Below are 26,432 nucleotides of genomic sequence, written 5' to 3'. Positions count from 1 at the left end.
ACAACACGGCCGCTCCCGAGGGAGCGGCCGTGTTGTTTCTCGCCTGTCGCGCGATCAGAGAAGCGTCAGTGATCAGCCTTCCAGCTCTTCGTCTTCGCCTTCGGACATGCCCGCGACGGTCATGCCATCGATCAGCCAGCTACCGCTGTGGATGCTGCCCCGCGTATCGACATCATCACCGACCGCCAGCAGATTGGCCGCCATGTCGCGCAGGTTGCCGGCAATGGTGAACTCCTCGACCGCATGCTGGATCTCGCCGTTCTCGACCCAGAAACCGGAGGCGCCGCGAGAGTAGTCACCGGTGACGCCGTTGACGCCCTGGCCCATCAGCTCGGTCACCAGCACGCCGGTGCCCATCTGCTTGAGCATCTCATCGAGCGAGGTCAACGGCGCGGTGATGCGCACGTTGCGCGCGCCGCCGGCGTTGCCGGTGGTCTGCATGTTCAGGCGACGGGCGCTGTAGGCGCTCAGCATGTAGCTCTGCACCTTGCCGTCGGCAAAGTAGACATTGTCACGCGTCGCGACGCCATCGTTGTCGAAGGCGGCGCTGGACATGCCACCGACTTCCCGCGGCTTCTCGCCCAGCGTGAACCAGTCGGGGAACAGCGGCTGACCCAGGCTATCGCACAGGAAGCTGGACTCACGGTACAGCGAGCCGCCGGCGATGGCAGACAGGTAGTGACCGACCAGCCCGGCCGACATCTGCGGGTCGAACAGCACCGGCATGCGCCCCGTCGCCACCTTGCGCGCATTCAGACGCGCCAGCGTGCGGCGCGCGGCTTCACGCCCCACCGACTCGGGCGAGCGCAGGTCCGCCGGATTGCGCACGCTGGTGTAGTCATAGTCACGCTGCATGCCCTGAGCATCCTTGGCGATCAGCATGCATGACATCGAGTGGCGGCTGCCGCACTGGCTGGCCAGGAAACCATGGCTGTTGCCATAGACCTGCACGCCTTCACCGCTGGAGAAGCTGGCGCCTTCGGACTGTGCGATGCCTTCCACTCCCAGCCCGGCACGCTCACAGGCCAGCGCCAGGTCGGTCGCTTCATCGACGCTGATCGCCCAGGGATGATGCGCCTTGAGGTCAGGGAAGTCGGTGGCCATCAGCTCGGCCGGCGCCAGACCGGCAAAGCTGTCTTCGCCGGTATAGTGCGCGATGGAGACCGCCTTCTCGACCGCGGCACGAATAGAGTCGCTGCCGGCATCGGAAGATGTCGCGCTGCCCTTGCGATTGCCAAGATAGACGGTCACGCCGATGCCCTGGTCACGTGACAGCTCGACCGTCTCGACTTCGCCGTCACGCACCGAGATGCTGACGCCCTGATCGACGCTGGCACCGACCTCACAGGCGTCGGCACCCAGGCTGCGGGCAAGCTCAAGAGCTTCGCTGACGCGACGCTCGAGCAGTTGTTGCTGAGCAACGGCATCAAAGGCCTGGCTCATGTTGTTCTCCTTCTGAGGAGACGGGGGCCCGGCAGTGCTATACTGCCGCAAATTTCCCCGACTCATTGGAATTGGCATGCGTAAAGAAAGACCCGAGGAGCTCGTCGAGCGCCCCAGCAAGTCCCAGTTGAAGCGCGAGATGATCGAGCTGCAGGCGCTGGGCAAGAAGATCATCGATCTGCCGGAAGGCCAGCGCGCCAAGTTCCCGCTCTCTGACGACATGCTGGCCGCCATCGAGGAGACCCATCGCATTCGTAGTCACGAAGGCCTGCGTCGCCACATGCAGTACGTCGGCAAGCTGATGCGCAAGGAAGACCTGGACGCCGTGCGTGCCGTCTTCGAAGCCATGGAGCAGCAGAACGTGCGTCGCGATGCTTCCTTCCAGCGTCTCGAACGCTGGCGCGATCGCCTGCTGGACGACGATGAAGCCTTCGTGATCTTCGTCGAGGATTATCCTCACGTGGACCGTCAGGCCCTGCGTCAGCTGATCCGCAATGCGCGTGCCGAACGTGACGCCGGCAAACAGCCCAACAGCGCCAAGAAGCTCTTCAAGCTGCTGCGGGCCGAACTCGACCTCTGATACGGGGTCTGCCGCTCACGCGCTGCGTCTCTCGTACTGAACCTCATGCACTGATCCTCAAGCGCTTCCTCGACACCGCCATGGCCCTGCCACGGCGGTGTCGTCGTATTCATCGCTTCATTGTGAACGCGACCCGCTCAGGATTGCGTGCCGCCGACCGTCAGCTCATCGAGCTTCAGCGTCGGCTGACCGACGCCGACGGGCACGGACTGGCCGTCCTTGCCACACACGCCGACACCGGTATCCAGCTCCAGGTCGTTGCCGATCATCGAGACGCGGCCCATGGCTTCCGGCCCGTTGCCGATCAGGGTGGCGCCCTTGACCGGCGTGGTCACCTTGCCGTCTTCGATCAGATAGGCTTCGCTGGCGGAGAACACGAAACGCCCGGAGGTGATGTCGACCTGACCACCGCCGAAGCTGACCGCGTATATGCCACGCTTGACGCTCTTGATGATCTCCTGCGGATCGCGATCGCCACCCAGCATGTAGGTATTGGTCATGCGCGGCATCGGCAGGTGCGCGAAGGACTCACGACGCGCATTGCCCGTCGGCGCCATGCCCATCAGGCGGGCATTGAGCTTGTCCTGCATGTAGCCGGTGAGGATGCCGTCCTCGATCAGCGGCGTGTACTGTCCCGGGGTGCCTTCGTCATCGACGGACAGCGAGCCACGGCGATCGGCCAGGGTCGCGTCATCGACCACGGTGACGCCGCGTGCCGCGACCTGCTCGCCCATGCGGCCCGAGAAGGCAGAGCTGCCCTTGCGGTTGAAGTCACCTTCCAGACCATGACCAACCGCCTCGTGCAGCAGCACGCCCGGCCAGCCATTGCCCAGCACCACCGGCATCTGACCGGCCGGTGCATCGATGGCCTCGAGGTTGACCAGCGCCTGGCGCACGGCTTCACGCGCGTAACGCTCGGCGACATTCTCATCGCGCAGACGGGTCAGCGGGAAACGACCACCGCCACCGGCACTGCCACGCTCGCGACGGCCATTGCGCACCGCGATCACGCTGATGTTGAAACGCACCAGCGGACGCAGGTCCGCGGCGAGGGTGCCATCGCTGGCACGCACCATCACCACCTCGTAAAGCGCCGACAGCGAGGCCGACACCTGACTGATGGAGGGGTCAAGGCTGCGCGCGATGCGGTCCGCTTCCTTGAGCATCGCGACCTTGTCCTCGGCGCTCAGGCCATTCAGCGGGTCGATGCCCGCATAGAAGGACGGCGCCTCGGTGATGATCGAGCTTGCGACCGTGCCGCTGCTGCCGCTGCGCGAGATACCCGCCGCAGTACGCCCAGTGTCGGCAAGCGCGGCGGCATCGATCTGATTGGAGTACGCGAAGCCGGTCTTTTCCCCCGCCAGTGAGCGTACGCCCACGCCGCCATCGATGTTGTAGCTGGCGTCCTTGACGACGCCGTCTTCCAGCACCCAGCTCTCCTGCCAGATACGCTGGAAGTAGAGATCGGCATAGTCGGTGCCCGGGCCCATGGCATGTGCCAGGCCAGCATCCAGATCATCCAGGCTGAGCCCGCCCGGGGTCAGCAACAGGGCCGCGGCATCGTCGAGCACGCGACCGGAACTCGCATTTTGCGTCATTCGGCACTTTCCAGAGTAATGTTCGGGTCGCCCCAGGGGCCTGATACCCGATAGTGAATTTGCGTCACCTTGTCGATGAAGCGGCCGAAGATCTTGTCGGCCACGAACAGCGCCCCGCCCACGGCGGGTGCGCCTGCCAGCACGGCGGCCAGCGGAAGGTTCTGGCTGACCGGCACCGTGATGGCCATGCGTTGATCAAGGGTACCGCGAAGCAGATCGACCTGCCCGTTGAGTGTCACGGTGGTGGACGGCGCCTCGATACGCAAGGGGCCATCGCTTTCCAGCCGCCCATCGAAGAGCGTCGCTGCGCCGCGCACCTTGTCGAAGGCCGTCCCCTTGTCGGTGACATCAGAGAAGTCCAGCGACAGCCGGCGCAGCAGGTTATCCACATTGACCAGCCCGAGCAGGCGGGCAGAGGTCGAGCCCAGATTCAGGAAGCGTCCGTCATCCAGCTTGACCTCGACACGACCATTGGAGCGCGACAGGGCAAAGTCCTGCGGCGCACCGGGCCAGGCCAGCTTGACCTCGGCCCGGGCGCGGTCCGCCTCGATACCGCGCGGCTGGGAGAGACGCTCGAGCAACCCGCCCAGGTCACTGCCATCGGCGGACAGGCGAGCGCGCGTCAGACTGTTGGCGCCGGCATCTTCCCAGGTGATGTTGCCCACCGCGGTGATCTTGCCCAGCGTGATGGAGAGCGGCAACACCACCAGCTGCTGGCTGCCGGCGGTCCAGTCGGCACTGATCGGCCCCAGCTGCTGATCGCGCCAGATGAGGTGTGCCAGACGCAGACTGCCCGCGGGCAGGTCGGCAAGCTCGGCGGGATACGGCGTCGGCTCGATGCCGACATCGATAGCCTCGGTAAAGTTGCCTGGCGCACTGGCGGTCTGCGTCTCCTGCTCGGCATCCGCGGGCCACAGGGCATCGAGATTCAGGGTATCCAGGTCCAGAATCAGCGGTCGCGCGGCGCCTGACTGCCACACCAGCTCGCCACTGGCGAGCTGACCATCCAGCGTCGCGGCCAGCCCCAGCCCTTGCTGCTGCGAGCTCTGGCGCGGCGCGGCCTCCAGCGTCATCGGCCCCGTACACCGGGACTGGATCATCAGGCAATCGGTGGCAACGCGCAGGCGTGACAAGGCACGCAGGGGGTCGCTCTGCTCAGCGTCGCTGCCCTCACCACTCGCGCTGCCCTCTCCACTCACGCCACCTTCACCGGAGAGCGCTCCCGCCCACGGCTTCCAGAGCTCGGGGGCGAGGGTCGGTGTGCGCCAGGCGATGTCCCAGCCGGTCTGGGTGGACCACTGCGGGTCACTCGGCCAACGCTCCAGCCACAACTGACCCGTCATCGGCACCGTGCTGCCATCGTCACGCGTATTGCCGCCTTTCCAGCGTGCTCGGGCGCGATTGTCGAGGCGCACATCGCCGCCACCCTCCGCGAGCCCGATATCCACCGCCAGCGGTGCCGCCTCCTCTCGCGTCTTGCCAAAGGGTGCCGGCAGATTGATGGCCACTCCCTTGAGGTCACTCGAGAGCGCCAGACTGGCGCCGTCATCCGGCAGCATCAGGCGCGCCTGGTAGTTGAACTCGCCGCCCAGCGCGCGCGGGGTCTCGCCGTCCTGCAAGGCGGCCCGGGTGTTCTCGGCGGCATCGCCGATCAGGTGCTCGGGCGCGCCCAGCCAGCTCAGCACCGGTGCCAATGGCGCCTTGCCGTCGAAGGTGATCGCGCCCTTGCTGCTTGAGTCTGCCTGCCCGATGTTGAGCGCCGCCTTGACCGCACCGCCGAACAGCTTGCCGGAGAGATTGCCGGTCAACTGTTCACGGCGCCCCTCGGGGCGGGATGGGTCATGCACGAACTCGAGTGGCCCGCGAATGCCGTCAACCTCGATGCCCGGCCCCGGGAAGGCCAGCGTCGCCGCCTGGCGCTCGCCGACTTTGCCCGCCGCCGTGATCCGCGTCTGCTCGGCGTCCTCCAGCGGCACGCGGATGTCCATCGTCGCATCCACCGAGCCCTTGCCCTGCCATTCGGCGATCAGCGCTGCGGTATCCTCGAGCGGCGCATGCGAGAGCAGATCGAACAGCGCCTCGACGCTGCCGGTCACGTCACCCTGAATCTTCAAGGTGTTGTCCTGCATGTCGACGTCGGCCTGACGCACCGCCAGGGGCGCTGCACTGCCCAGCACCGTGACCGGCTGAGAGCGCGCCGCCGCGACCGTGGCACTCAACGTATTGTCGTGCAGCGCGAGGTTGCCCTTGACGCCCTCCAGCGCAGGCCAGCCCTCGGCGTAACCGAGTCGCCCATCCTCGATTGCAAGCTCAAGGTCCATCGAATCGCCGGGACCATAGCCATTTTCGCCATTATCGTCATCCCACACCTGGGTGAGATGCAGGCTGCCCTCGGGGACCTGCCCCGCGACATCGCGTGTCAACCACTCGCTCAGCGCCGGGTCCAGCACCTTCATCGGCAACCAGGAGGCCAGCGGAGTGCTACGGGCGTTCACGTCGCGCATCTCGAGATCCAGCTGGAAGCGATCATGATCCTGAGCGGGAATCTGCAGGCCGAAGCCACCCGTCACATCGGCGCCAGCGCGCTGAATATGCAGGTCATGCCCCGAGACGCTACTGCCACTGTCATCGACCTTGACCTCGACCACCCCGTCGGCGGCCTCGAGCTGCCAGCCGTCGCCGAAGACCTCGGGGAAGTGGAAGCGCATGCCCGGGTCACCGCGAAACGCGATCCGGCTCGCGATGCCACCCTCATCAAGACTCTGCGCGGTGACCCAGGCCGCCAGGGGGCCGAGTCCCGGGGCGCCCTGCCAGGGTTCCACCTCGGCGCCGGTGAGGCCCAGCGCCAGCTTCATGGTCAGCGGGGTATCGAGGCCGATCCCGGCCAGCGACAGGGAGAGGCCGGTGGCCGTGCCACGCGGATCGAGAGACTCGAGCACATTGCCCAGCTCGCCGAGCGCCAGCACGTTGCGCCAGCGCGCCACCTTCTCCAGATCGAAACTGCTGGTGACCAGCGACACGCTGCCCTCGGCGAGATCCCCCGACAGCGAAATACGCTCGGGCAGACTGGCAAGCGCCGCGGAGACTTCTGGCGATGACGCCGCTTGCGGCGTCTGGCCGTCACTATCTGCCACCGAAGCGTCGGCCGCCGGAGCGCCGGCCGCCGGGGCATCATCGAGCTGCGTGGCACCGACCGATATCTGATTGAGCCAGGCCTGCCAGCGATCACTGCCCGCCAGGTCGCGCAGCCACTGGCCACGCGCATGAATGTCCTTGAGCGCCAACTGGGCGCCATGGTGATCCAGCGTCAGGCGATTGAGATCGAGACGCAGGCGAGCATCTTCCAGTCGCGCGTCACGCCAGCGCGCCCACAGCGTCGCGTTGCCATCGGCGTCGCGCAGCATCAGGCTGTCGCGCTCGCCCATCAGGCGCCCGACACTCGCCAGCGCACCGGCGTCCAGCTCCACCTGCAACTGGGCCGAGTAGTCGGCGAGGCCGTCGTCTCCCGGCAGCACTTCCAGCACGGCACTGACACCGGCCTGAGGCGATTCCCCAACCCGCAACTGGCCTTCCAGATGCGCGCGATCGCCTTCTCCCGACAGCAACAGCTCGGCGGCATTCAGGTTGAGGGTATCGTTGCGACCATGCAGCACCAGGCGCACGTCCTCGAGCCGCACACGCTGACGTGCCAGCAGCGCCAGCCCCTGCTCCGTCTGCGCAAGGCTCATCTGTCCTTCGGGTTCGAGCGCTTCGGGAGGACGCGGCGGTCCCGGCCAGCCCCAGCTGCCATCTTCGCGCTGGTACAGGTGCACGATGACGCCGGTGGCGGTGGCGCGATCAAAGACAGGCGCCAGATGGCGCAGGGAGGAAAGCACATCGAGACGGGTTTCCAGATGCGACACGCTCAACAGCGGCGCCGCCTGCATCTCGTTGGGTCGAAAGAGGTTGAGACCCGACAGCTTGATGGCCGGATCAAGGTGATCCATGCGGCCCTCAAGCGATGACATCCCCACATTGGAGTGGGTCTGGGTGGCAATGAAGTCACTGATGGACTCAGTGCGCGAATCCAACGTGGTCAACCACCAACGCAGGCCCCCGATCAGGATGGCCAGCAACGCCAGCAGCACCGCGAGCGCCATCAGCAGCCTGCGCGCCCAGCGCCGCCCACGCGAGGGTGGCGCTGGCGTCACAGCTGACGAAGACGGGGCGTCTTCGACGCCCTCCTGCGCCGCCTCTTGCGAGGTAGAACGTGCCGCCTCTTGTGAGGTAGAACGGGTCACTGGTGGTTCTCCGAACAGGACAGACTCACGATGTGGATAACGCGACTCCCGGCATCATCGCAGGCGCGGCGGCTGACAGATCACATGAGCACAATATCGTACTGCTCCTGGGTGTAATGCGCCTCGACCTGGAAGCGGATGGTCTTGCCGATGAAGCTCTCGAGGTCCGCCACGGCCGCGGATTCCTCGTCCAGCAGGCGATCGACCACGTTCTGTGAGGCCAGCACCATGTAGGTATCCGGGCTGTAGGCGCGCTCTTCGCGCATGATCTCGCGGAAGATCTCGTAGCAGACCGTCTCCGGTGTCTTGAGGGTGCCGCGCCCCTGACAGGTCGGGCAGGCCTCGCACAGCACCTGTTCCAGACTCTCGCGCGTGCGCTTGCGCGTCAGCTGCACCAGGCCCAGCTCGGTCACGCCGGTCATCTTGTTCTTGGCGTGATCACGCTCCAGCGACTTCTCGAGCACGCGCAGCACCTGGCGCTGATGCTCGGTCTCTTCCATGTCGATGAAGTCGATGATGATGATGCCGCCGAGATTGCGCAGCCGCAGCTGGCGCGCGATGGCGGTCGCCGCCTCGAGATTGGTCTTGAAGATGGTCTCTTCGAGGTTGCGATGACCGACGAAACCACCGGTGTTGACGTCGATGGTGGTCATCGCCTCGGTCTGGTCGATCACCAGATAGCCGCCACTCTTGAGCTGCACCTTGCGGCCCATCGCCTTGTGCAGCTCATCCTCGACACTGAACAGATCGAAGATCGGTCGCTCGCCGGGGTAATACTCGATGCGCCCTTCCATGTCGGGCATGAACTCGCTGGCGAATTCCTTGAGCCGGATGAAGTTCTCGCGCGAGTCGATGCGCACGCGCTCGATCTCGTCACGCATCACGTCGCGCAGCGTGCGCATGAACAGCGGCAGATCATCATAGATCACGCTGGGCACGGCGGCGGTCAGGCGACGCTCGCTGACCTTGCGCCACAGGCGCAGCAGGAAGTGCATGTCCTGCTTGAGCTCGGCCTCGCTGATACCTTCGGCCGCCGTGCGCAGAATGAAGCCGCCGGGGGCTTCCGGATCCAGCGCCGTCAGGCACTGCTCGGTGAGCTCCTTGAGGCGGTCACGCTCGGCATCACTCTCGATGCGCTGCGATACGCCGGTATGCGGCGAGTCCGGCATGTAGACCAGATAGCGTGACGGCACCGACAGATGCGTGGTCAGCCGGGCGCCCTTGGTGCCGATGGGGTCCTTGGTGACCTGCACCACCAGTGGCTGGCCTTCGCTGAGCAGCTCGCGGATCGAGAGCTGCTCATCATGCGGCGTGTGCGCCGGCATGACTTCCTGGGCATGGATGAAGGCGGCCCGTTCGAGACCGATGTCAATGAAGGCCGCCTGCATGCCGGGCAAGACTCTCACCACCTTGCCACGGTAGATGTTGCCGACGATGCCGCGTCGCCCGCTGCGTTCGATGAAGGCTTCCTGCAGGACACCGTTCTCGACCACCGCCACGCGGGTCTCCATCGGTGTCAGGTTGATCAATACCTCGCCGCTCATAGCGCAAGTCCTTGTAAAGTCGTTGCTTGCGATTATGACATAGCAAGGGAGCCCCCGGCTGTGATCTATCGACTAAGGATTTCCTGCAACGGGTATTTTGTGCCACGCACGCAAGCCATCGTCCTTCGCGATGGCGCTGGAGTGCTGTCTCGACACCCGACTGCCGCAGTGCGGAACATCGCCCGTCAGAGTGGTTGCCACGGCTGAACGCCCGCCTTGCTCAGAAGCTCTGCGGTCTCATGCAGCGGCAGCCCGACCACGGCGCTGTAACTGCCCTCGAGATGACTGACGAAGACGGCGCCGAGCCCCTGGATGGCGTAGCCCCCCGCCTTGTCAGCCGGCTCACCGGTCGCCCAGTAGCGCGCGGCCTCCTCCGGGGTGATGGTGCGGAAAGTCACGCGGCTCTCGACCAGCTCGCTCGCGCAGCGCATGTCGCGCCCGGCGTCGCCATGACACAGCGCCACGCCACTGAGCACCTGATGGCTGCGCCCCGACAGGCTGAGCAGCATCTCGCGCGCATCGGCCTCATCGCGCGGCTTGCCGAGAATGCGTCCATCCAGTGCCAGTGCGGTATCCGCGCCGAGCACTCGCCACCCCGCCGTCTGGCCTGCCGTCCGCTGCGCCAGGGCCGCGAACCCGGCCTGCGCCTTCTCCCGCGCCAGACGCAGCACGTAATGCTCCGGCGACTCATTGGCCTGCGGCGTCTCATCGATATCCACCGGCGCCACCTCACATTGGATGCCGATACTGGCGAGCAGGGCACGACGACGCGGCGACCCCGAGGCCAGAATCAATTCCGCTTGAGCAATGCCCTGTTCATCAGCGCCCTGTTGAGCAATGCCCTGAGACATCACTGTGCGCTGCCCCGCGACGTCAGAGTTCGCAAAGAGTGAGGAAGTGGGGCTTTCGGTGTCAGGTGTGGATGGCCTGGAAGTGGATGACCTTGAACTGGATGACATGGAAGACCTCGTGAAGAGAAACATGGCTGACAAGTACCAGAAAGCCGCCCGTAGGCGGCTTTTGGAAGCTGACAAGAAGCGCTAGCGACGTGCCAGTGGCACTCAGGCCGCGACCCGCCGACGCAGCATCTGCAGCAGGGTATAGAGCCACGGCCACAATGCGCCGCCGATGACTGCCGAGAGCAGGAACGACAGGCTGACGGGGCCGGCACCGAACAGACTGCGCAGCCATTGATCCAGCAACTGCGCGATGCCCAGCACCACGATCACCAGCAACGCCTGCTGCAACAGCGAGTAGGCGCGAATGCGCTGATAGAGCAGCACGCCCATGAAGGCCGTCAACGACAGCACCAGGGCGTTGTGCCCCAGCGGTGCACCCTGCAGGACATCCAGCGCCAGTCCGAACAGGAAGCCGTGGAAGACTCCGACACTCTGCGGCGAGACGATGCACCAGTAGACCAGCATCAGACCCAGCCACTGGGGCCGCCAGATCAGCCATACATCCGGCAATGGCATGACCTGCAGACACAGCGCCAGCAGCAGCGAGAACCAGCACAGCAAGGTGGTCTGGGGACGAAAGGCCATCAGTTGTTCTCCCCGGCAGCATCGGTGGGTGCCTGAGCATCTGCCGCATCCTCGGCGGAGTCTGGTGCGGCGTCGTCACCCTCGGGCCTGGGCGCCGCCAGATTGTCACGCGGCAACTCATCGAGGCTGTCATCGACATACAGGTTGTCGGTGTCCACCGGCGGCGGCATCTGGATCAGGAAGTTGCGCGAACGCTCCAGCTGCGCGATGGGCTCGGCACTCACGCGGGCAAACGGCTTGCCGGGATCATGATAGACCTCGGTGACACGTGCCACCGGCAGGCCGCGCGGAAAGCGCAGCGCCAGCCCGGAAGTCACCAGCAGGTCACCGACACGAATATCGGCGGTGTCCGGCACATGCAGCACATCGACCTGATCGATCTTGCCGCTGCCCTGGGCGATGAAGCGCAGGCCATTGCGATTGATCTCCACCGGCACGGCGTGACTGGCATCACTGATCATCAGCACGCGACTGTTGTAGGCCGAGGTGGAGATGACCTGCCCGACGAGGCCATAGGCATCAAGCACCGGCAAGCCGATGCGCACGCCATCCTGCTCGCCGCGGTCCACCACCATGCGGTGGGAAAACGGGTCAGCATCGAGGGTCAGCAACTGGGAGGTGATATAGGGGATGTCGCTACGCTGCCCGGCATTGAGCAATTCGCGCAGGCGCGTATTCTCGGAGGTCAGGCTCGCCATGCGTTGCACACGGCTGGACAGATTGAGCAGCTGTTCGCGCAGCGCGCGATTCTCGTCGGCCAGCTCCTGCTGGTCGGCAAACACCAGCGCGCCCCAGCTGATGCCTTCCGTCGGCAAGCTGACGACCCACTGCACGGGCGATACCAGCGTCGCCATGCTGGCGCGCACATCGACCATCCAGCTGAAGCGATCTTCGGCAAACATCAGCGCGAGTGACAGCACCGCGCACAACAGCATGCGGTAGCCGGGCACGGGGCCACGCGTGAACAGGGGTTTGATAGCACTTCCTCCGACAGGCCGGGACCAGCCGTACAGCACACAGCATGCCCGGCCCCGGACGAGGTCAATCGCTCGACAGCAGCTCGAAGGTGTGCTGATCGATCATTTCCAGCGCCTTGCCACCGCCACGCGCCACGCAGGTCAGCGGGTCTTCGGCGATGATCACCGGCAGGCCCGTCTCTTCCGCGATCAGCTTGTCGATGTCACGCAGCAGCGCACCACCACCGGTCAGCACCAGGCCGCGCTCGGCGATGTCGGAGGCCAGCTCCGGCGGAGACTGCTCGAGCGCGCTCTTGACCACCGAGACGATGGCCGCCAGCGGTTCCTGCAGCGCATCGAGGATCTCGTGGGAGTTGAGCGTGAAGGAACGCGGAATGCCCTCGGCCAGGTTGCGGCCGCGCACGTCGATCTCGCGCAGCTCGCCACCCGGGTAGGCACAACCGATCTCTTCCTTGATGCGCTCGGCCGTCGCCTCACCGATCAGGCTGCCGTAATGGCGACGCACATAGGAGGTGATGGCTTCGTCGAAGCGGTCACCGCCGATACGCACGGATTCGGAATAGACCACGCCGTTGAGCGAGATGATGGCGATTTCAGTGGTACCACCACCGATATCGACCACCATGGAGCCCATCGCCTCTTCCACCGGCAGGCCCGCACCGATCGCGGCAGCCATCGGCTCCTCGATCAGGTAGACCTCACGCGCGCCGGCACCTTCGGCCGATTCCTTGATGGCGCGACGCTCGACCTGGGTCGACATGCACGGCACACACACCAGCACACGAGGGCTGGGTGTCAGGAAGGTGCTCTGATGCACCTTGCGGATGAAATGCTGGAGCATCTGTTCGGTAACGGTGAAGTCGGCGATGACGCCGTCCTTCATCGGACGGATGGCCGTGATATTGCCGGGGGTACGCCCCAGCATGCGCTTGGCATCGGCACCGACGGCCGCCACACTGCGGGCATTCCCGGACTGGCGAATGGCCACGACTGAGGGCTCGTCGAGCACGATACCGCGACCGCGCACATAAATAAGCGTGTTGGCAGTACCCAGATCGATCGACAGATCGCTCGAGAACAGCCCACGTAAACGTTTAAACATGGAAGTTGATCACCTAGTCCAGACCGGAACCCTGTGCAGACGCGAACGGTACCATTGCCACCCCATGGCGGCAAGCTGACACGCCTGCCAGAGCGACGCAGATGTGGTACATTTCACGCCGAATCACACTGTAACGGCGCATTCGGCGACAGATTGCTCCATCGCTGCAAAGCGCGCTGTTTTACAGGGTAACGGGCATCGGGTTTGCCGGGACACCACAATTTTTCGAATTCGGCTTTTCGCGCACGTCGCGCCAGCCAATTCCGCGTGGTCGTCTCCGACTCCTGCCGTCACCTCAAGCCTCTCGAAGCCAAGACAGGGAAACTTCAATGGCCCTTGAACATTCAGATGTGCTGCGTGCCGCTCACCTCGCACGCCTGGGTCTTGCCTCGCAGGATGCCGAAGCCTACGTCGAGGATCTCGACCGGATTCTCGCCATGGTCGACCAGCTGCAACAGGTCGATACCGACGGCGTCGCACCGCTGGCACACCCGCTGGAAGCCACGCAACGCCTGCGCGCCGACGAAGTCACCGAATCGAATCAGCGCGAGCGTTTTCAGCAGGTGGCCCCGGCCACAGAGCAGGGTCTGTATCTGGTTCCGCGCGTCGTCGAGTGATCTCGCCTGGCAGATCGCTCACGCATCGTGACCGGCTGCCATCGGATACCACGTCACGCGGCACGCCCCGTCCGCCCCGGAATTTCTGCGGACGATGCCCGGCGCATCGTCTGCACTGATGGAATCGAACATGTCATCGTCCATTGCACTACATGACAAGACGCTCAGTGAGCTGGCGCAAGGCCTGGAGGCCGGCGAATACACCAGCCGCGAGCTGACGGAAGCCTTCCTGGCCCGTATCGAACGCCTCGACGGCGAGCTCAACAGCTACATCACCCTGTGCCGCGAAGACGCGCTGCGTGATGCGGATGCCGCCGATGCGCGCCGTGCCGCTGGCAATGCCGCCGCGCTGACCGGCGTGCCGATGGCCATCAAGGACATCTTCTGTACCGAAGGTGTGCGCACCAGCTGCGGCTCGAAGATGCTCGACAACTTTATCGCGCCCTATGACGCCACCGTGATCGAGAAGCTCAAAGCCGAAGGCGTGGTGATTCTCGGCAAGACCAACCTCGATGAGTTCGCGATGGGCTCCTCGAACGAGAACAGCCACTACGGCGCCGTCAAGAACCCGTGGGACCTGACCGCCGTCCCGGGTGGCAGCTCCGGTGGCAGTGCCGCCGCCGTCGCCGCAGGCCTTGCACCGGCCGCACTTGGCACCGACACCGGCGGTTCCATCCGCCAGCCGGCCGCCTTCTGTGGCATCACCGGCCTCAAGCCGACCTACGGTCGTGTCTCGCGTTACGGCATGATCGCCTATGCCTCCAGTCTCGATCAGGGCGGCCCGATGGCCCGCTCCGCCGAAGACTGCGCGCGCCTGATGAACGTGATCGCCGGCGCCGACCCGCGCGACTCCACCAGCGTGGTGCGTGGCGTGCCGGATTACGTCGAAGGGCTGGACTACAACCTCAAGGGCCTGAAGATCGGCCTGCCGAAGGAATACTTCGGCGAAGGCCTGTCCGAGGAAGTCGAAGCCTCCGTGCGTGCCGCGATCAAGGTCTTCGAGGATGCCGGTGCCAGCGTGCAGGAAATCTCGCTGCCGCATACCCACCTGGCCATCCCGACCTATTACGTGATCGCACCGGCCGAGGCCTCCTCCAACCTGTCGCGTTATGACGGCGTGCGCTTCGGCCATCGCTGCAAGGACCCACAGGACCTGGAAGACCTCTACAAGCGCACGCGCGAGGAAGGCTTCGGCGACGAGGTGAAGCGTCGCATCATCATCGGCACGCACACCCTGTCCGAAGGCTTCTTCGATGCCTACTACATCAAGGCCCAGAAGGTGCGTCGCCTGATCCGCCAGGACTTCCTCGATGCCTTCGACCAGGTCGATGTACTGATGGGCCCGGCGGCACCGACCCCGGCGTTCGATCTCGGCGCGCACAAGGACCCGCTGTCCATGTACCTGCAGGATCTCTACACCATCGCCATCAACCTGGCGGGCATTCCGGGCATCAGCGTGCCGGCCGGCCTGGCAGGCAAGCGCCCGGTGGGTCTGCAGATCCTCGGCCCGCACTTCGGTGAGCAGACCCTGCTGGGCGTCGCGCACCAGTTCCAGCAAATCACCGACTGGCACCGCCAGCGCCCGGAATTCGGACAGGAGCAAGCCTGATGCAATGGGAAGTCGTAATCGGGCTTGAGGTTCACGCTCAGCTCGCCACCCAGTCAAAGATCTTCTCCGGCTCTTCCACCACCTACGGTGCCGAGCCCAACACCCAGGCCAGCGCCGTGGATCTCGGCCTGCCGGGCACCCTGCCGGTGCTCAACGAGCAGGCCGTGGCCATGGCCGTGCGCTTCGGCCTCGCCGTCGATGCCGCCGTTGCCGGCCGTTCGGTGTTCGAGCGCAAGAACTACTTCTACCCGGATCTGCCCAAGGGCTACCAGACCAGCCAGATGGATCAGCCCATCGTCGGCCCTGGCGTGCTCGAGATCCTGCTGGAAGATGGCACGCGCAAGTCGATCCGCATCCACCACGCCCACCTCGAGGAAGATGCCGGCAAGTCGCTGCACGAAGACTTCCAGGGCATGACCGGTATCGACCTCAACCGTGCCGGCACGCCGCTGCTGGAAATCGTCTCCGAGCCGGACATGCGTTCCGCCAAGGAAGCGGTGGCCTACGTGAAGGCGATCCACGCCATCGTCACCTACCTGGGCATCTCCGACGGCAACATGGCCGAAGGTTCCCTGCGTTGCGACGTCAACGTCTCGGTGCGCCCCAAGGGCCAGGAAGCCTTCGGCACCCGCGCGGAGATAAAGAACGTCAACTCCTTCCGCTTCATCGAGCGCGCCATCCACTTCGAGGTGGAGCGTCAGATCGAGCTGATCGAGGACGGCGGCAAGGTCGTGCAGGAAACCCGCCTGTATGATCCGGACGCCGACGAGACGCGCAGCATGCGCACCAAGGAAGAAGCCAACGATTACCGCTACTTCCCGTGTCCGGACCTGCTGCCGGTGGAAGTGGACGAGGCCTACATCGAACACCTGCGCCAGACCCTGCCGGAACTGCCGGCCGAGAAACGCGCCCGTTTCGAAAGCGAACTGGGCCTGTCCGCCTATGACGCCAGCGTGCTGTCCGCCAGCCGCGAGATGGCCGACTTCTTCGAGGAAGTGAAGGATGTCTGCGGCGACGCCAAGCAGGCCGCCAACTGGGTGCAGGGCGAGCTGGCCGGTCGTCTCAACAAGGAAAACCTCGACATCACCGTCAGCCCGGTCTCCGCGGCCCAGTTGGGTGGCCTGATCAAGCGCATCGTCGATGAGACCATCAACGGCAAGGCCGCCAAGCAGGTGTTCGCCGCGCTGTGGGATGGCGAAGGCAAGAGTGCCGACGAGATCATCGAGTCGCGCGGTCTCAAGCAGGTCACCGACACCGGTGCCATCGAAGCCGTGGTCGATCAGGTGATCGCCGACAACCCGGCCCAGGTGACCCAGTATCAGGAAGCCGAGCCGGACAAGCGTGGCAAGATGATCGGCTTCTTCGTCGGTCAGGTGATGAAGGCCTCGCGCGGCACCGCCAATCCGCAACAGGTCAACAAGGTGCTGAAAGACAAGCTGGATAGCCTCAGCTGATCGCGTTGTCGATGATCAGGACAGCGCCGGCTCTGATGCCGATGCCCCTGATCTCGACCACCAGCACGTGAACGACGGCCAGTCGCGGAGCTCCGTGGCTGGCCGTCGTCGGTATGGAAGGGCTTGCCCCTCTCCTCAACTCGTCGCGACATGAAGGATGTTCTGATGGCAGATGATGTCGGTGCCCGCCTGCGGGCATTGCGTACCTTGCGTGGCATCTCGCAACGCGAGCTGGCCAAGCGCTGCGGTGTGACACACTCGAGCCTGTCACTGATCGAACAGGGCAAGGTCAGCCCGTCGGTGAGTTCACTGTCGAAGATTCTCGCCGCCATTCCCATGAGTGTCGGCGACTTCTTCACCATGGAGCTCGAGAACACCGCCAAGGTGTTCTACAGCGAGGAGGAGCTGATCAACGTCGGCAGCGGCGATGTCATCTTCAAGCTGGTGGGCGCCAAGCGGCGTGACCGCGCCCTGTCGTTCATGATCGAGACCTACCCGCCCGTCACTGACACCGGCCGCGAGATGATCACCCATCAGGGTGAGGAAGCGGGCGTGGTCATCGAGGGCGAGATAGAGATCACCATCGGTGGCGACACGCGGGTATTGAAGGCGGGCGACGCCTACTACTTCGATACCAACGTGCCGCACCGCTTCCGCAACATCGGCGATGTCGAGTGTCGCCTGGTCAGCTGCGCGACGCCGGCGCGGATGTTCTAGCCCTTGCGACGAAGGCAAGAAAAAGAGGCCACGCAATCGCGTGGCCTCTTTTTCTTCGCAAGCCCCTGAGTTCATGGGGACCCATACAGCTCATTTCATTTCATTTCAGTTCAGCGCATTCCAATTCAGCTCAGCTCGATCCAGACACTCTTGAGCTGGGTGTATTCCGCCAGCGAGTGATGTGACTTGTCACGGCCGTTGCCGGACTGCTTCACCCCACCGAAGGGCATGGTCTGATCGCCCCCCGCCCAGTTGTTGACGAAGACCTGACCGGATTCGAGACGATGCGTCACGCGCATGATGCGATCGATGTCCTGGCTCCACACCCCTGCCGCCAACCCGAAATCACTGTCATTGGCCAACGCCAGCGCTTCGTCTTCGGTCTCGAAGCCGAACACGGACAGCACCGGGCCGAAGATTTCCTCGCAGCCGATCGCCATCTGTGGCGTGACGCCATCGAAGACCACCGGACGAATGAAGAGTCCGGCCCCTTCGACCTCCTCACCGCCGGCGCGCAGTGCTGCGCCCTCCTCGACACCCTGACGGATATAGCCCATCACGCGCTCATATTGGGTGCTGTCGACCATCGCGCCCATGAAGCTTGCCGGGTCCAGCGGGTCGCCAGGCTGCATGCGCTCGGCAGCCGCCACTACCTTGGCGACGAAGGCATCGCGGATCGAGTTCTCCACCAGCAGACGGGAACCCGCGATACAGACCTCGCCCTGGTTGTAGAAGATGGCGGCAGCGGCACTTTCGGCGACACGATCCAGATTGGCGCAATCGGCGAAGACGATGTTGGGGCTCTTGCCGCCACACTCCAGGAACACCCGCTTCAGATTCGACTGCCCGGCATACTGCATCAATTGCTTGCCGACGGCGGTGGAGCCGGTGAAGGCCAGGCATTCGACGTCCATCGACAGCGCCAGTGCACGCCCGACGGTATGCCCGAAGCCCGGCAACACCTGGAAGACGCCGCTCGGGATACCGGCCTCACGCGCCAGCTGCGCCAGACGCAGCGCCGACAGCGGTGACTTCTCCGACGGTTTGAGGATGACGCTGTTGCCCGCCGCCAACGCCGGGGCGATCTTCCACGCCGTCATCATCAGCGGGAAGTTCCACGGCACGATGGAGGCCACCACGCCCAGCGGTTCGCGCAGCACCATGCCCAGCGCCTGCTGACCGGTCGGGGCGACCTCACCGTAAAGCTTGTCGATGGACTCGGCCTGGTGGCGGATCGAGCCGATCGCCCCGGCCATGTCGTTCAGCGCGCTGGTGACCGGCTTGCCCATGTCGAGGCTATCCAGCAACGCCAGCTCATCCTGATGGGCTTCCATCAGCTCGGCGAGTCTGAGCAACACCTGTTTGCGCCGGGTCGGGGCCATGCGCGACCAGACACCGCTCTTGAAGGCGGCACGCGCATGACGAATGGCGATCTCGGCATCGGCGCTGTCACAGCTGGCGACCATCGCCAGCCGCTCACCGGTGGCCGGGTTGAGGCTCTCGAAGGTCTCGCCGCTGACCGCCGGCACGAATTCGTCATTGATGAAGGCATTGCCTTGCAACTGCGGGGTCAGGCGGGCGGCCAGCGCCTGCCATTCGGCCAATGTCTGAGGACGGCTCATGATCAGGATTCCGAGGTCAGGAAAGAGGAAGGTTCAGAGGATGGAGCAGAGGAGAGTGAAGAAGGCAGCGAGGACGAGGGCGAAATGGCCTTCAGCGCAGCGGAAGAGCAAGCGGCGGCGTGACTCGCCAGCTGGCGCGCCGTTTCATCCAGTGCCGCGCGCGCCAGACTTACCAGCGCATCGATCTGCTCATGCGTGATCACCAGCGGCGGCGAGATGATCATGGTGTCACCCACCGAGCGCATCACCAGCCCCGTCTCGAAACAGATATCACGACACAGGTTGCCGACGGCCAGGCTGGTAGCGAAGCGCTCGCCACTGGCCTTGTCGGCCACCAGCTCCAGCGCCCCCATCAGGCCAAGCGAACGCGCCTCGCCGACCAGCGGGTGGTCTGCAAGCGTGGCCCAGCGACTGGCGAGATACGGCCCCAGGTCGTCACGCACCCGGGTGACGATATCCTCGCGCTGCATGATCTCGAGGGTCTTGAGCGCCACGGCGGCACACACCGGGTGCCCGGAATAGGTGAAGCCATGGAAGAACTCGCCGCCCTCTTCGATCAGCGTATCGGCGACCCTGTCGCCGACCAGCACACCACCGATCGGCAGGTAACCGGAGGACAACCCCTTGGCGATGGGCATCAGATCGGGCTTCAGGTCGTAATGCTGACTGCCGAACCATTCGCCGAGGCGACCGAAGCCGCAGATGACCTCATCCACCACCAGCAGGATGTCATATTTCGCCAGCACGGCCTTGATGGCAGGCCAGTAGCTGTCAGGCGGCATGATCGCACCGCCGGCACCCTGCACGGGCTCCGCCAGGAAGGCGGCCACATTGTCCGGGCCCAGTTCCTGGATGCGCGCATCCAGCGCCTCGGCACACAGTCGCCCGAAATCATCTCGGCTATGTGTTTCAGATGCCGGGCTTTCACTCCCCTTTCCACGACCTTCCGCGAACCAGTAAGGCTGGCGGATATGCGTTATGCCGGGCACACAGGGGCCGCCCTGGGCATGCATCGGTGCCATGCCGCCCAGGCTCATACCCGCGACGGTCGAGCCGTGATAGCCATTCTCGCGCGCGATGATCCACTGCTTTTCCGGCTTGCCCTTGAGCGCCCAGAACCGCCGAACCATGCGCAGCATGCTGTCGTTGGCTTCAGAGCCGGAGCCGGTGAAGAAGACATGATTGATATGCTCTGGCGCGAGACGACACAGCTCGGCCGCCAGCTCGATCGCCGGCGGGTGGGCGGTCTTGAAGAAGGTGTTGTAGTACGGCAGCTGCGTCATCTGCTGGCTGGCCGCCGCGACCAGTTCCGGCTGGTCATAACCGAGGTTCACGCACCACAGCCCCGCCATGCCATCGAGAATCCGCTGGCCATCGGCGTCATGGATATAGACGCCGCTGGCACCGGTGATGATTCGACTGCCCTGCTCGCCCAGCTGCTTGAAGTCGGTGAAGGGGTGCAGGTGGTGGCGCGCATCCAGCGCCTTCAGGCGTTCGCCAGCGTCATTCATTGCCATCTTCACGCCTCCTCGCGAGTCGGGTGACAGGTCGGCAAGGTGCCACCCTCGGCCTTGTCACGACAGGCCGCGGCAAAGCCTTCCAGAATCGCCTGATACAAGGCGTGCTCACGCGGCTTCCATTCCGGATGCCACTGCACCGCCAGCGTGAAGGACGCCGCACCACTGACCGAGACCGCCTCGATTAGCCCATCCGGGGCAACCGCTTCGATATTCAGGCCCTCACCAAGACGGGCGATCCCCTGCTGATGCAAGGAATTGACCTGCGCCTCGGGCGCGGCGTAAAGCCCTGCCAGCACTCCGCCGGGCGAGATGCTGATGGCATGCGATGGCGCGAACTGCGCCTCGAGATCGCCCTTGGGCTCACGATGATCCATCAGGCCTGCCACCTTCTGCACCGCCTGGTGCAAACTGCCGCCGAAGGCAACGTTCAGCTCCTGAAACCCTCGGCAGATCCCCAGCAGCGGCAGTCGCAACTCAAGCACCAGCGGCACCCAGCAGAGCACCGCAGCGTCGCGGGCCGGGTCTTCATAGGTGTTCTCCGGCGCGCTGGTCTCGCCGTAGCGTGAGGGGTGCATGTTGGAATAGCTGCCAGTCAGCAGCAGACCATCCAGGCGTGCCAGCAGGGCGCTGGCGGCGCCGGGCTCGACATTTTCCCAGACCGGAATGACCACCGGATCCAGTCCGAATTCACGCAGGGCGCTGACGTACTTGTCGGTCACCATATGCGCCGGATGACCTTCTACGGTGCGACGGCAGGCAATGACGCCCACCAGGGGACGAGGTGGCATGGGATCTCCTTTGAGGCGAACAAGCAGGCCTTGGATGATTGGTATGTTTTAATCAACATAGACTGAACGCCTTTCCTTGCCAACCCGACGAAACGACGATTTCACAAAAATCCATACAACACACTGTTTAAAAAGAATTTATCTCCATAACACCAAAGCCATCCAGCCACAAAAACCGTCAAGTGTTGTAAAATATTTGACAACAATGGCCATGATGGCGATATATAAACCACAACATCCCATGCCCACAGGTGATATCCATGTACAGCCTCCCCGTCGATGAGGCCAGAGAATTTCTGGACCGTCATCCGGAAATCGAGAACATCGATCTGCTGATCAGTGACATCAGCGGCATCCAGCGCGGCAAGCGAATCCCGCGCGAGAATCTGGAAAAGGCCTATGAGAATGGCATCAACCTGCCAGGCTCCGTCTTCGCACTGGATATCGCCGGCAACACCATCGAGGAAACCGGGCTGGGGCTCAGCAGCGGTGACAGTGATCAGGTCTGCCGCCCCATCCCCGGCACCTTGATGGCAGCCCCCTGGCTGCGCAACGGCAAGCAGGGGCAGCTGCTGATGAACATGCGTGATGACAAGGATGGCCCCTTCTTTGCCGACCCGCGCAATCAGCTGCAGAAACAGGTCGATATTCTTGCCGACATGGGCCTGACGGCGGTCGTCGCGCTGGAACTGGAGTTCTATCTGGTCGATCGCGAACGCGATGACCTGGGCATGGTGCAGCCGCCGTGCTCCCCGCTGACAGGCGAGCGCGCCAGCGAAAGCCAGCTCTATTCCATCGGCGAGCTGGATGAGTACGCCGACTTCCTCGACGAGATCCAGACTGCCGCGCGCATCCAACAGCTGCCGCTGGATACCGCGCTCAAGGAATGTGCGCCGGGCCAGTTCGAGATCAACCTGATCCATCTCGACGATGTCATGAAGGCCTGTGACAGCGCTGTCCTGCTCAAGCGTCTGATCAAGGGCGTCGCCCTGCGCCACGGCTTCGATGCCACCTTCATGGCCAAGCCGTATGGCGACGAGGCCGGCAACGGCATGCATGCGCACATGAGCCTGTTGGACCAGCACGGCAACAATGTCTTCGCCGCGCAGGACGAGAATCCGCTGGGCACCGAGACCCTGCGTCACGCCATCGGCGGCCTGCTGGAACTGATGCCCGCCTCGATGGCGCTGTTTGCGCCCAACCTGAATTCCTATCGCCGCTTTCAGCAGGGCCTGTACGTGCCGATGGCGCCGACCTGGGGCTTCGACAATCGCTCGGTCGCCATCCGTATCCCCTCCGGCCCCAACGAGGCACGTCGTCTCGAGCACCGCGTCGCCGGGGCCGACGTCAATCCCTACCTGCTGCTGGCCACCTTGCTGGCCTCGGTGATCCACGGCATCACGCATCAGGTCTCGCCGGGCGAGCCGGTCACCGGCAATGCCTATGACCAGTTCGAGCCGAGCCTGACCAACAGCTGGCCCGAGGCGCTGACGCTGCTGGAGGAAAGTGAAGCATTGGCCCACGCCTTCAGCGAGCGCTTCCTGAACGTCTTCATTGCTGGCCGTCGCGCGGAGCGTGAAGCGGCCATGCAGATCATCAGCCGTCTGGAATACGACTGGTACCTGCGCAACATCTGATCCACACCGACCTCTCCACCAACTCCAGGGCTCAGGACATGACAATCATAAAAACCGTCGCTGCCCGCGACTTCGTTGGTCACTCGCTGCATGGCCACGGCTTTGCAGACCGGCTCCCCGCAGAGCGCTGCTGCGCTGACCAACTCAGTACCGAGCAAGTCAGTACCGATCAAGTCAGTACCGAGCAAGTCAGCACCGAGCACTTCCTCGCTGCATGGGAGGCCCGGGCATGAATCAGGTCTCTCCCGTCCCTCCAGCGCCCCCGCACCCCTTCGCTCCCTCCGTCAGCGTCCGTGGCAAGGGGCGCAGTATTGCCATGTTCGGCGTCATCCTGGCACTGGTGCTGGGCATCACCTTTACCCATGAGGCCGGCACGCCGTTCGGCTGGATCAGCCTCGTGCCATCGCTGATCGTGCTGGTGGTCGCCATCGCGACCCATCGCACCCTGGAAGCCCTGGCCATCGGCGCGCTCGCGGGTCTGCTGATACTGCAGCCTGACGACTACATCGGAGAACTGGCCGATATCTCGCTGGGCGTGATGATGAACGAGACCATCGCCTGGCTGATTCTGGTCTGTGGGCTGATGGGCGGCTTCATCGCCATGATGGAGAAGTCCGGCTGCACGCTGAGTTTCAGCAACATGATCGGTCGCCTGCTCAAGACACGCCGTCAGTCGCTGATCGGCACCGTGATCCTCGGCATCCTCATCTTCATCGATGACTATCTGAATGCCCTGGCGACCCCGGCGGCGATGAAACGCCTGACGGACCGCTTCGGGGTCTCGCGTGAGAAGCTGGCCTATATCGTCGACTCGACTGCCGCGCCCATCTGCATTCTGGTGCCCCTCTCGACCTGGGCGGTGTACTTCTCCCAGCTGCTCGAGGAAGGCGGTGCCACCGAAAGCGGCATGTCGCTCTATATCCAGGCGATTCCCTACATGCTGTATGGCTGGATCGCGATGGCGCTGGCCATGCTGGTCGCCATTGGCCTGATGCCGGACATCGGACCGATGAAGGCCGCCGAGCGACGCGCCAAGGCCGGCCAGCCGATTCCTGACGGCGCCCCAGAGCCCCTGCTGGAAGCAGAAGCGCCGAAATCCAGCCCCTGGATCGGTCTGATGAACTTCGTGCTGCCAATGGCCGTGCTGATCGGCGCCAGCGCCTGGTTCGAGATCGACCTGCTCAAGGGCGTGATCGTCGCTACGCTGTTCACCATCCTGCTGTATCTCGCCCAGCGTCTGGTGTCGTTTTCCTCGCTGATGGACGCGGTGATGGACGGCTTTCGCACCATGATGCTGCCCCTGGCCATCGTGGCGGTCGGGTTCGTGCTGCGCGAGGTCAATGACCAGCTCGGCATGACCACCTTCATGATCGAGAGCCTGACACCCTACCTGACTCCGGCGATCCTGCCGGCCATCGTGTTCGTCAGCATGGCCGTCGTGGTCTTCGCGACCGGCTCCTCCTGGGGCGTGTTCGTGATCTCGATCCCGATCGTGATTCCCATCGCGCTGCACATGGATGCCTCGTTGCCGCTGATCGTCGGTGCCCTGCTGTCAGCCTCCAGCTTCGGTAGCCACGCCTGCTTCTTCTCAGACTCTTCGGTGCTGTCCTCACAGGGTTGCGGGGTCCAGCCGATGCAGCATGCGCTGACGCAACTGCCCTACACCTTGATCGGTGCGCTGGTCACGACGCTGGGCTTCCTGCTGATGGGGTTCTGGATCGCCGGCTGACCCAGCGCTCACGCCATGAATCGGCAAGACATGCACTGCGCCCCGCCTTCACAGGCGGGGCGCAGTGCGTTTCGGGCCAGGTCAGGCGTACTTTCCAGCCCATGAAAAAGCCGCCTCCCGATAAGGAAGGCGGCTTGGGGCATTCTGGAGAACAGGCTGATCAGATACCGAGCTTGTCGCGGGTCTGGTAGTACCAGGCACCCACGGCAGACAGCGGCACCCGCAGCATGCGGCCACCGGGGAACGGCAGGTGCGGCAGGCCGGCGAAGGCATCAAAGCGGCCATCACGGCCGGTCATCACCTCACTGATCAAGCGCCCAGCCAGATGGCTGCAGGTCACGCCATGCCCGGAATAGCCCTGGGCGTAGTAAACGTTGTCATTGAGCACGCCGAACTGAGGCAGACGATTGAGCGTCATCAGGAAGGTACCGCTCCAGGCGTAGTCGATCTTGACGTTGGCCAGTTGCGGGAAGGCCTTGAGCATCTTGGGGCGAATCAAGGCTTCGATATTGCTGGGGTCTTCGCCGCCATAGTTGACGCCGCCACCGAAGATGAGTCGGTTGTCACGGGTCAGGCGGTAGTAATCGAGCAGGTAATTGCAGTCTTCCACCGCCATGTTGTTGGGCAGCAGACTACGCGCCACATCCTCCGCCAGCGGTTCGGTGGTGATGATCTGGGTACCACAGGGCATCGACTTGCCTTCAAGCTCCGGCAGCACGCCATTGAGGTAGGCGTTGCCCGCCATCACGACGCGGTCGGCCCGCAGGATACCGCCCGCGGTCTTGAGCACGACGGGGCTGCCATGCTCGAGACTCAGCAGCGGGCTGTGCTCGAAGATCACGCCGCCCAGCGACTCGAAGGCTGCGGCTTCGCCCAACACCAGATTGAGCGGATGAATATGGCCACCGGAGTGATCGACCAGCGCGCCCGTATAGCCTTCGGCACTCACATCACGCTTGTAGGCATCGCCTTCCAGCAATTCGAGGCTGGTGTTGCCATAGCGCTCCCACAGCGCCTTGTGCTCCTTGAGCCCCTTGAGCTGACGCGCATTGCAGGCCGCGAACAGATTGCCTTCGCGCAGGTCACAATCGATGCCATAACCGGCGATACGCTCACGAATGATGCGGTTGCCTTCAAAGGCCATGTCGCCCAGCGCACGTGCCGTCTGGGCGCCGAAACGCTCCTCGATCACATCCATGTCGCGGCTGTAGCTGTTGACGATCTGCCCGCCATTGCGACCGGATGCGCCGTAACCCACGCGGGCGGCCTCCAGCACCATCACCTTGAGGCCCTGCTCGGCCAGGTGCAGCGCCGCCGAGATGCCGGTGAAGCCAGCCCCGACGACGCAGACATCACAGCTGACATCTCCCGCTAGCGGGGGCCGTTCGGGCGCGGCATTGGCTGAGGCGGCATACCAGGAGGCAGCATGTTCCAGGGGCAGAGAGGCACTCATGACAATTTCCTTGTGGTTATTTTAATCAACATGAAAGCACGATATCACGGATCATCGAGCCAATCACGCCGACTTTGACATGCAATAATCACCACAAGCAGCAACCTGCCAACACAGAGTGCACCACCTGAAACGCCGAGAGGCCGTGACGACTGTCACGACCTCTCGGCTCCCTCATGGGCTTGCCCCGCTGGGTGAGACATACAGTACTAGACACA

The 26,432-nt window shown here is 64.1% G+C and carries 19 protein-coding genes; 7 read left to right on the top strand and 12 right to left on the bottom strand.

Annotation, left to right across the window (positions count from 1 at the left end; genetic code table 11):
• Positions 1–72: 72 nt before the first annotated feature.
• Positions 73–1,443, bottom strand: a complete 1,371-nt coding sequence (pmbA, locus tag QD208_RS12880; protein ID WP_279837029.1) for a metalloprotease PmbA — start codon at positions 1,441–1,443, stop codon at positions 73–75.
• A 76-nt stretch (positions 1,444–1,519) separates the two neighbouring features.
• Between pmbA and yjgA the strand changes: the two genes are divergently transcribed.
• Positions 1,520–2,023, top strand: a complete 504-nt coding sequence (yjgA, locus tag QD208_RS12875; protein ID WP_043332563.1) for a ribosome biogenesis factor YjgA — start codon at positions 1,520–1,522, stop codon at positions 2,021–2,023.
• Between the two features lie 137 nt (positions 2,024–2,160).
• Here the strand turns inward: yjgA and tldD are convergent, their stop codons facing one another.
• The 7 genes from tldD to QD208_RS12840 form a co-directional block, all read right to left on the bottom strand.
• Positions 2,161–3,621 carry a metalloprotease TldD gene (tldD, locus tag QD208_RS12870; RefSeq protein ID WP_107335429.1) on the bottom strand — a complete coding sequence of 487 codons (1,461 nt, stop codon included), beginning with the start codon at positions 3,619–3,621 and terminating at the stop codon, positions 2,161–2,163.
• The gene (locus QD208_RS12865) at positions 3,618–7,901 is read right to left on the bottom strand and encodes an AsmA-like C-terminal region-containing protein (protein ID WP_279837028.1); all 4,284 of its coding nucleotides are present in this window, start codon (positions 7,899–7,901) and stop codon (positions 3,618–3,620) included. The genes tldD and QD208_RS12865 overlap by 4 nt, the downstream gene beginning before the upstream one ends.
• An 80-nt stretch (positions 7,902–7,981) precedes the next feature.
• On the bottom strand, positions 7,982–9,445 hold the full coding sequence (gene rng / locus QD208_RS12860; protein WP_043332570.1) for a ribonuclease G: 1,464 nt from the start codon (positions 9,443–9,445) through the stop codon (positions 7,982–7,984).
• Between the two features lie 185 nt (positions 9,446–9,630).
• The gene (locus QD208_RS12855) at positions 9,631–10,296 is read right to left on the bottom strand and encodes a Maf family protein (RefSeq protein WP_279837027.1); all 666 of its coding nucleotides are present in this window, start codon (positions 10,294–10,296) and stop codon (positions 9,631–9,633) included.
• Positions 10,297–10,506: 210 nt separating this feature from the next.
• Entirely contained in the window at positions 10,507–10,989 is a 483-nt protein-coding gene (mreD, locus tag QD208_RS12850; protein ID WP_043332574.1) for a rod shape-determining protein MreD, read from the bottom strand.
• Positions 10,989–11,966: a rod shape-determining protein MreC gene (mreC, locus tag QD208_RS12845; RefSeq protein WP_279837055.1), complete on the bottom strand. Its 978-nt coding sequence runs from the start codon at positions 11,964–11,966 to the stop codon at positions 10,989–10,991. Before mreC ends, mreD begins: the two co-directional genes overlap by 1 nt.
• 64 nt (positions 11,967–12,030) lie before the next feature.
• A complete protein-coding gene (locus QD208_RS12840; RefSeq protein ID WP_043332576.1) occupies positions 12,031–13,068 on the bottom strand; it encodes a rod shape-determining protein in 1,038 nt (345 codons plus the stop codon).
• Between the two features lie 329 nt (positions 13,069–13,397).
• Here QD208_RS12840 and gatC point away from each other — a divergent pair, with 329 nt between their 5' ends.
• The 4 genes from gatC (at position 13,398) to QD208_RS12820 (ending at position 17,465) form a co-directional block, all read left to right on the top strand.
• Positions 13,398–13,685 carry an Asp-tRNA(Asn)/Glu-tRNA(Gln) amidotransferase subunit GatC gene (gatC, locus tag QD208_RS12835; protein ID WP_054555110.1) on the top strand — a complete coding sequence of 96 codons (288 nt, stop codon included), beginning with the start codon at positions 13,398–13,400 and terminating at the stop codon, positions 13,683–13,685.
• A gap of 130 nt (positions 13,686–13,815) precedes the next feature.
• Complete coding sequence (gene gatA, locus QD208_RS12830) at positions 13,816–15,294, top strand: Asp-tRNA(Asn)/Glu-tRNA(Gln) amidotransferase subunit GatA (RefSeq protein ID WP_279837026.1); 1,479 nt, start codon at positions 13,816–13,818, stop codon at positions 15,292–15,294.
• Positions 15,294–16,748, top strand: coding sequence for an Asp-tRNA(Asn)/Glu-tRNA(Gln) amidotransferase subunit GatB (gene gatB, locus QD208_RS12825; RefSeq protein ID WP_043332582.1), 1,455 nt, complete (start codon positions 15,294–15,296; stop codon positions 16,746–16,748). Before gatA ends, gatB begins: the two co-directional genes overlap by 1 nt.
• 165 nt (positions 16,749–16,913) lie before the next feature.
• A complete protein-coding gene (locus QD208_RS12820; RefSeq protein ID WP_043332584.1) occupies positions 16,914–17,465 on the top strand; it encodes a cupin domain-containing protein in 552 nt (183 codons plus the stop codon).
• A 125-nt stretch (positions 17,466–17,590) separates the two neighbouring features.
• Here the strand turns inward: QD208_RS12820 and QD208_RS12815 are convergent, their stop codons facing one another.
• The 3 genes from QD208_RS12815 to QD208_RS12805 are packed head-to-tail and all read right to left on the bottom strand — an operon-like array spanning position 17,591 to position 21,395.
• The gene (locus QD208_RS12815) at positions 17,591–19,087 is read right to left on the bottom strand and encodes an aldehyde dehydrogenase (protein WP_279837025.1); all 1,497 of its coding nucleotides are present in this window, start codon (positions 19,085–19,087) and stop codon (positions 17,591–17,593) included.
• 2 nt (positions 19,088–19,089) lie between these two features.
• Positions 19,090–20,604: an aspartate aminotransferase family protein gene (locus QD208_RS12810; protein ID WP_279837024.1), complete on the bottom strand. Its 1,515-nt coding sequence runs from the start codon at positions 20,602–20,604 to the stop codon at positions 19,090–19,092.
• 2 nt (positions 20,605–20,606) lie between these two features.
• Positions 20,607–21,395, bottom strand: coding sequence for a gamma-glutamyl-gamma-aminobutyrate hydrolase family protein (locus QD208_RS12805; RefSeq protein ID WP_279837023.1), 789 nt, complete (start codon positions 21,393–21,395; stop codon positions 20,607–20,609).
• 260 nt (positions 21,396–21,655) lie between these two features.
• Here QD208_RS12805 and QD208_RS12800 point away from each other — a divergent pair, with 260 nt between their 5' ends.
• Together QD208_RS12800 and QD208_RS12795 are read left to right on the top strand one after the other, a co-directional pair.
• Positions 21,656–23,032 (top strand): glutamine synthetase family protein, encoded by a 1,377-nt coding sequence (locus QD208_RS12800; protein ID WP_054555114.1) that lies wholly within the window; start codon positions 21,656–21,658, stop codon positions 23,030–23,032.
• A gap of 316 nt (positions 23,033–23,348) precedes the next feature.
• On the top strand, positions 23,349–24,761 hold the full coding sequence (locus QD208_RS12795) for a Na+/H+ antiporter NhaC family protein (protein ID WP_279837022.1): 1,413 nt from the start codon (positions 23,349–23,351) through the stop codon (positions 24,759–24,761).
• A 160-nt stretch (positions 24,762–24,921) separates the two neighbouring features.
• Here QD208_RS12795 and QD208_RS12790 read toward each other — a convergent pair whose 3' ends face one another.
• Positions 24,922–26,214 carry an FAD-binding oxidoreductase gene (locus tag QD208_RS12790; RefSeq protein ID WP_279837021.1) on the bottom strand — a complete coding sequence of 431 codons (1,293 nt, stop codon included), beginning with the start codon at positions 26,212–26,214 and terminating at the stop codon, positions 24,922–24,924.
• Positions 26,215–26,432: the final 218 nt, after the last annotated feature.

Source organism: Cobetia sp. 29-18-1 (assembly GCF_029846405.1).
In the GTDB taxonomy this organism is placed as follows: domain Bacteria; phylum Pseudomonadota; class Gammaproteobacteria; order Pseudomonadales; family Halomonadaceae; genus Cobetia; species Cobetia amphilecti.
This window is presented reverse-complemented; position numbering and strand designations above follow the sequence as displayed.

Bases quoted from the DNA above. Each gene is read 5' to 3' on its own strand.
- pmbA (WP_279837029.1), bottom strand. From the start codon at position 1,443: ATGAGCCAGGCCTTTGATGCCGTTGCTCAGCAACAACTGCTCGAGCGT.
- yjgA (WP_043332563.1), top strand. From the start codon at position 1,520: ATGCGTAAAGAAAGACCCGAGGAGCTCGTCGAGCGCCCCAGCAAGTCC.
- tldD (WP_107335429.1), bottom strand. From the start codon at position 3,621: ATGACGCAAAATGCGAGTTCCGGTCGCGTGCTCGACGATGCCGCGGCC.
- rng (WP_043332570.1), bottom strand. From the start codon at position 9,445: ATGAGCGGCGAGGTATTGATCAACCTGACACCGATGGAGACCCGCGTG.
- QD208_RS12855 (WP_279837027.1), bottom strand. From the start codon at position 10,296: ATGTCTCAGGGCATTGCTCAACAGGGCGCTGATGAACAGGGCATTGCT.
- mreD (WP_043332574.1), bottom strand. From the start codon at position 10,989: ATGGCCTTTCGTCCCCAGACCACCTTGCTGTGCTGGTTCTCGCTGCTG.
- QD208_RS12840 (WP_043332576.1), bottom strand. From the start codon at position 13,068: ATGTTTAAACGTTTACGTGGGCTGTTCTCGAGCGATCTGTCGATCGAT.
- gatC (WP_054555110.1), top strand. From the start codon at position 13,398: ATGGCCCTTGAACATTCAGATGTGCTGCGTGCCGCTCACCTCGCACGC.
- gatA (WP_279837026.1), top strand. From the start codon at position 13,816: ATGTCATCGTCCATTGCACTACATGACAAGACGCTCAGTGAGCTGGCG.
- gatB (WP_043332582.1), top strand. From the start codon at position 15,294: ATGCAATGGGAAGTCGTAATCGGGCTTGAGGTTCACGCTCAGCTCGCC.
- QD208_RS12820 (WP_043332584.1), top strand. From the start codon at position 16,914: ATGGCAGATGATGTCGGTGCCCGCCTGCGGGCATTGCGTACCTTGCGT.
- QD208_RS12815 (WP_279837025.1), bottom strand. From the start codon at position 19,087: ATGAGCCGTCCTCAGACATTGGCCGAATGGCAGGCGCTGGCCGCCCGC.
- QD208_RS12810 (WP_279837024.1), bottom strand. From the start codon at position 20,604: ATGGCAATGAATGACGCTGGCGAACGCCTGAAGGCGCTGGATGCGCGC.
- QD208_RS12805 (WP_279837023.1), bottom strand. From the start codon at position 21,395: ATGCCACCTCGTCCCCTGGTGGGCGTCATTGCCTGCCGTCGCACCGTA.
- QD208_RS12800 (WP_054555114.1), top strand. From the start codon at position 21,656: ATGTACAGCCTCCCCGTCGATGAGGCCAGAGAATTTCTGGACCGTCAT.
- QD208_RS12795 (WP_279837022.1), top strand. From the start codon at position 23,349: ATGTTCGGCGTCATCCTGGCACTGGTGCTGGGCATCACCTTTACCCAT.
- QD208_RS12790 (WP_279837021.1), bottom strand. From the start codon at position 26,214: ATGAGTGCCTCTCTGCCCCTGGAACATGCTGCCTCCTGGTATGCCGCC.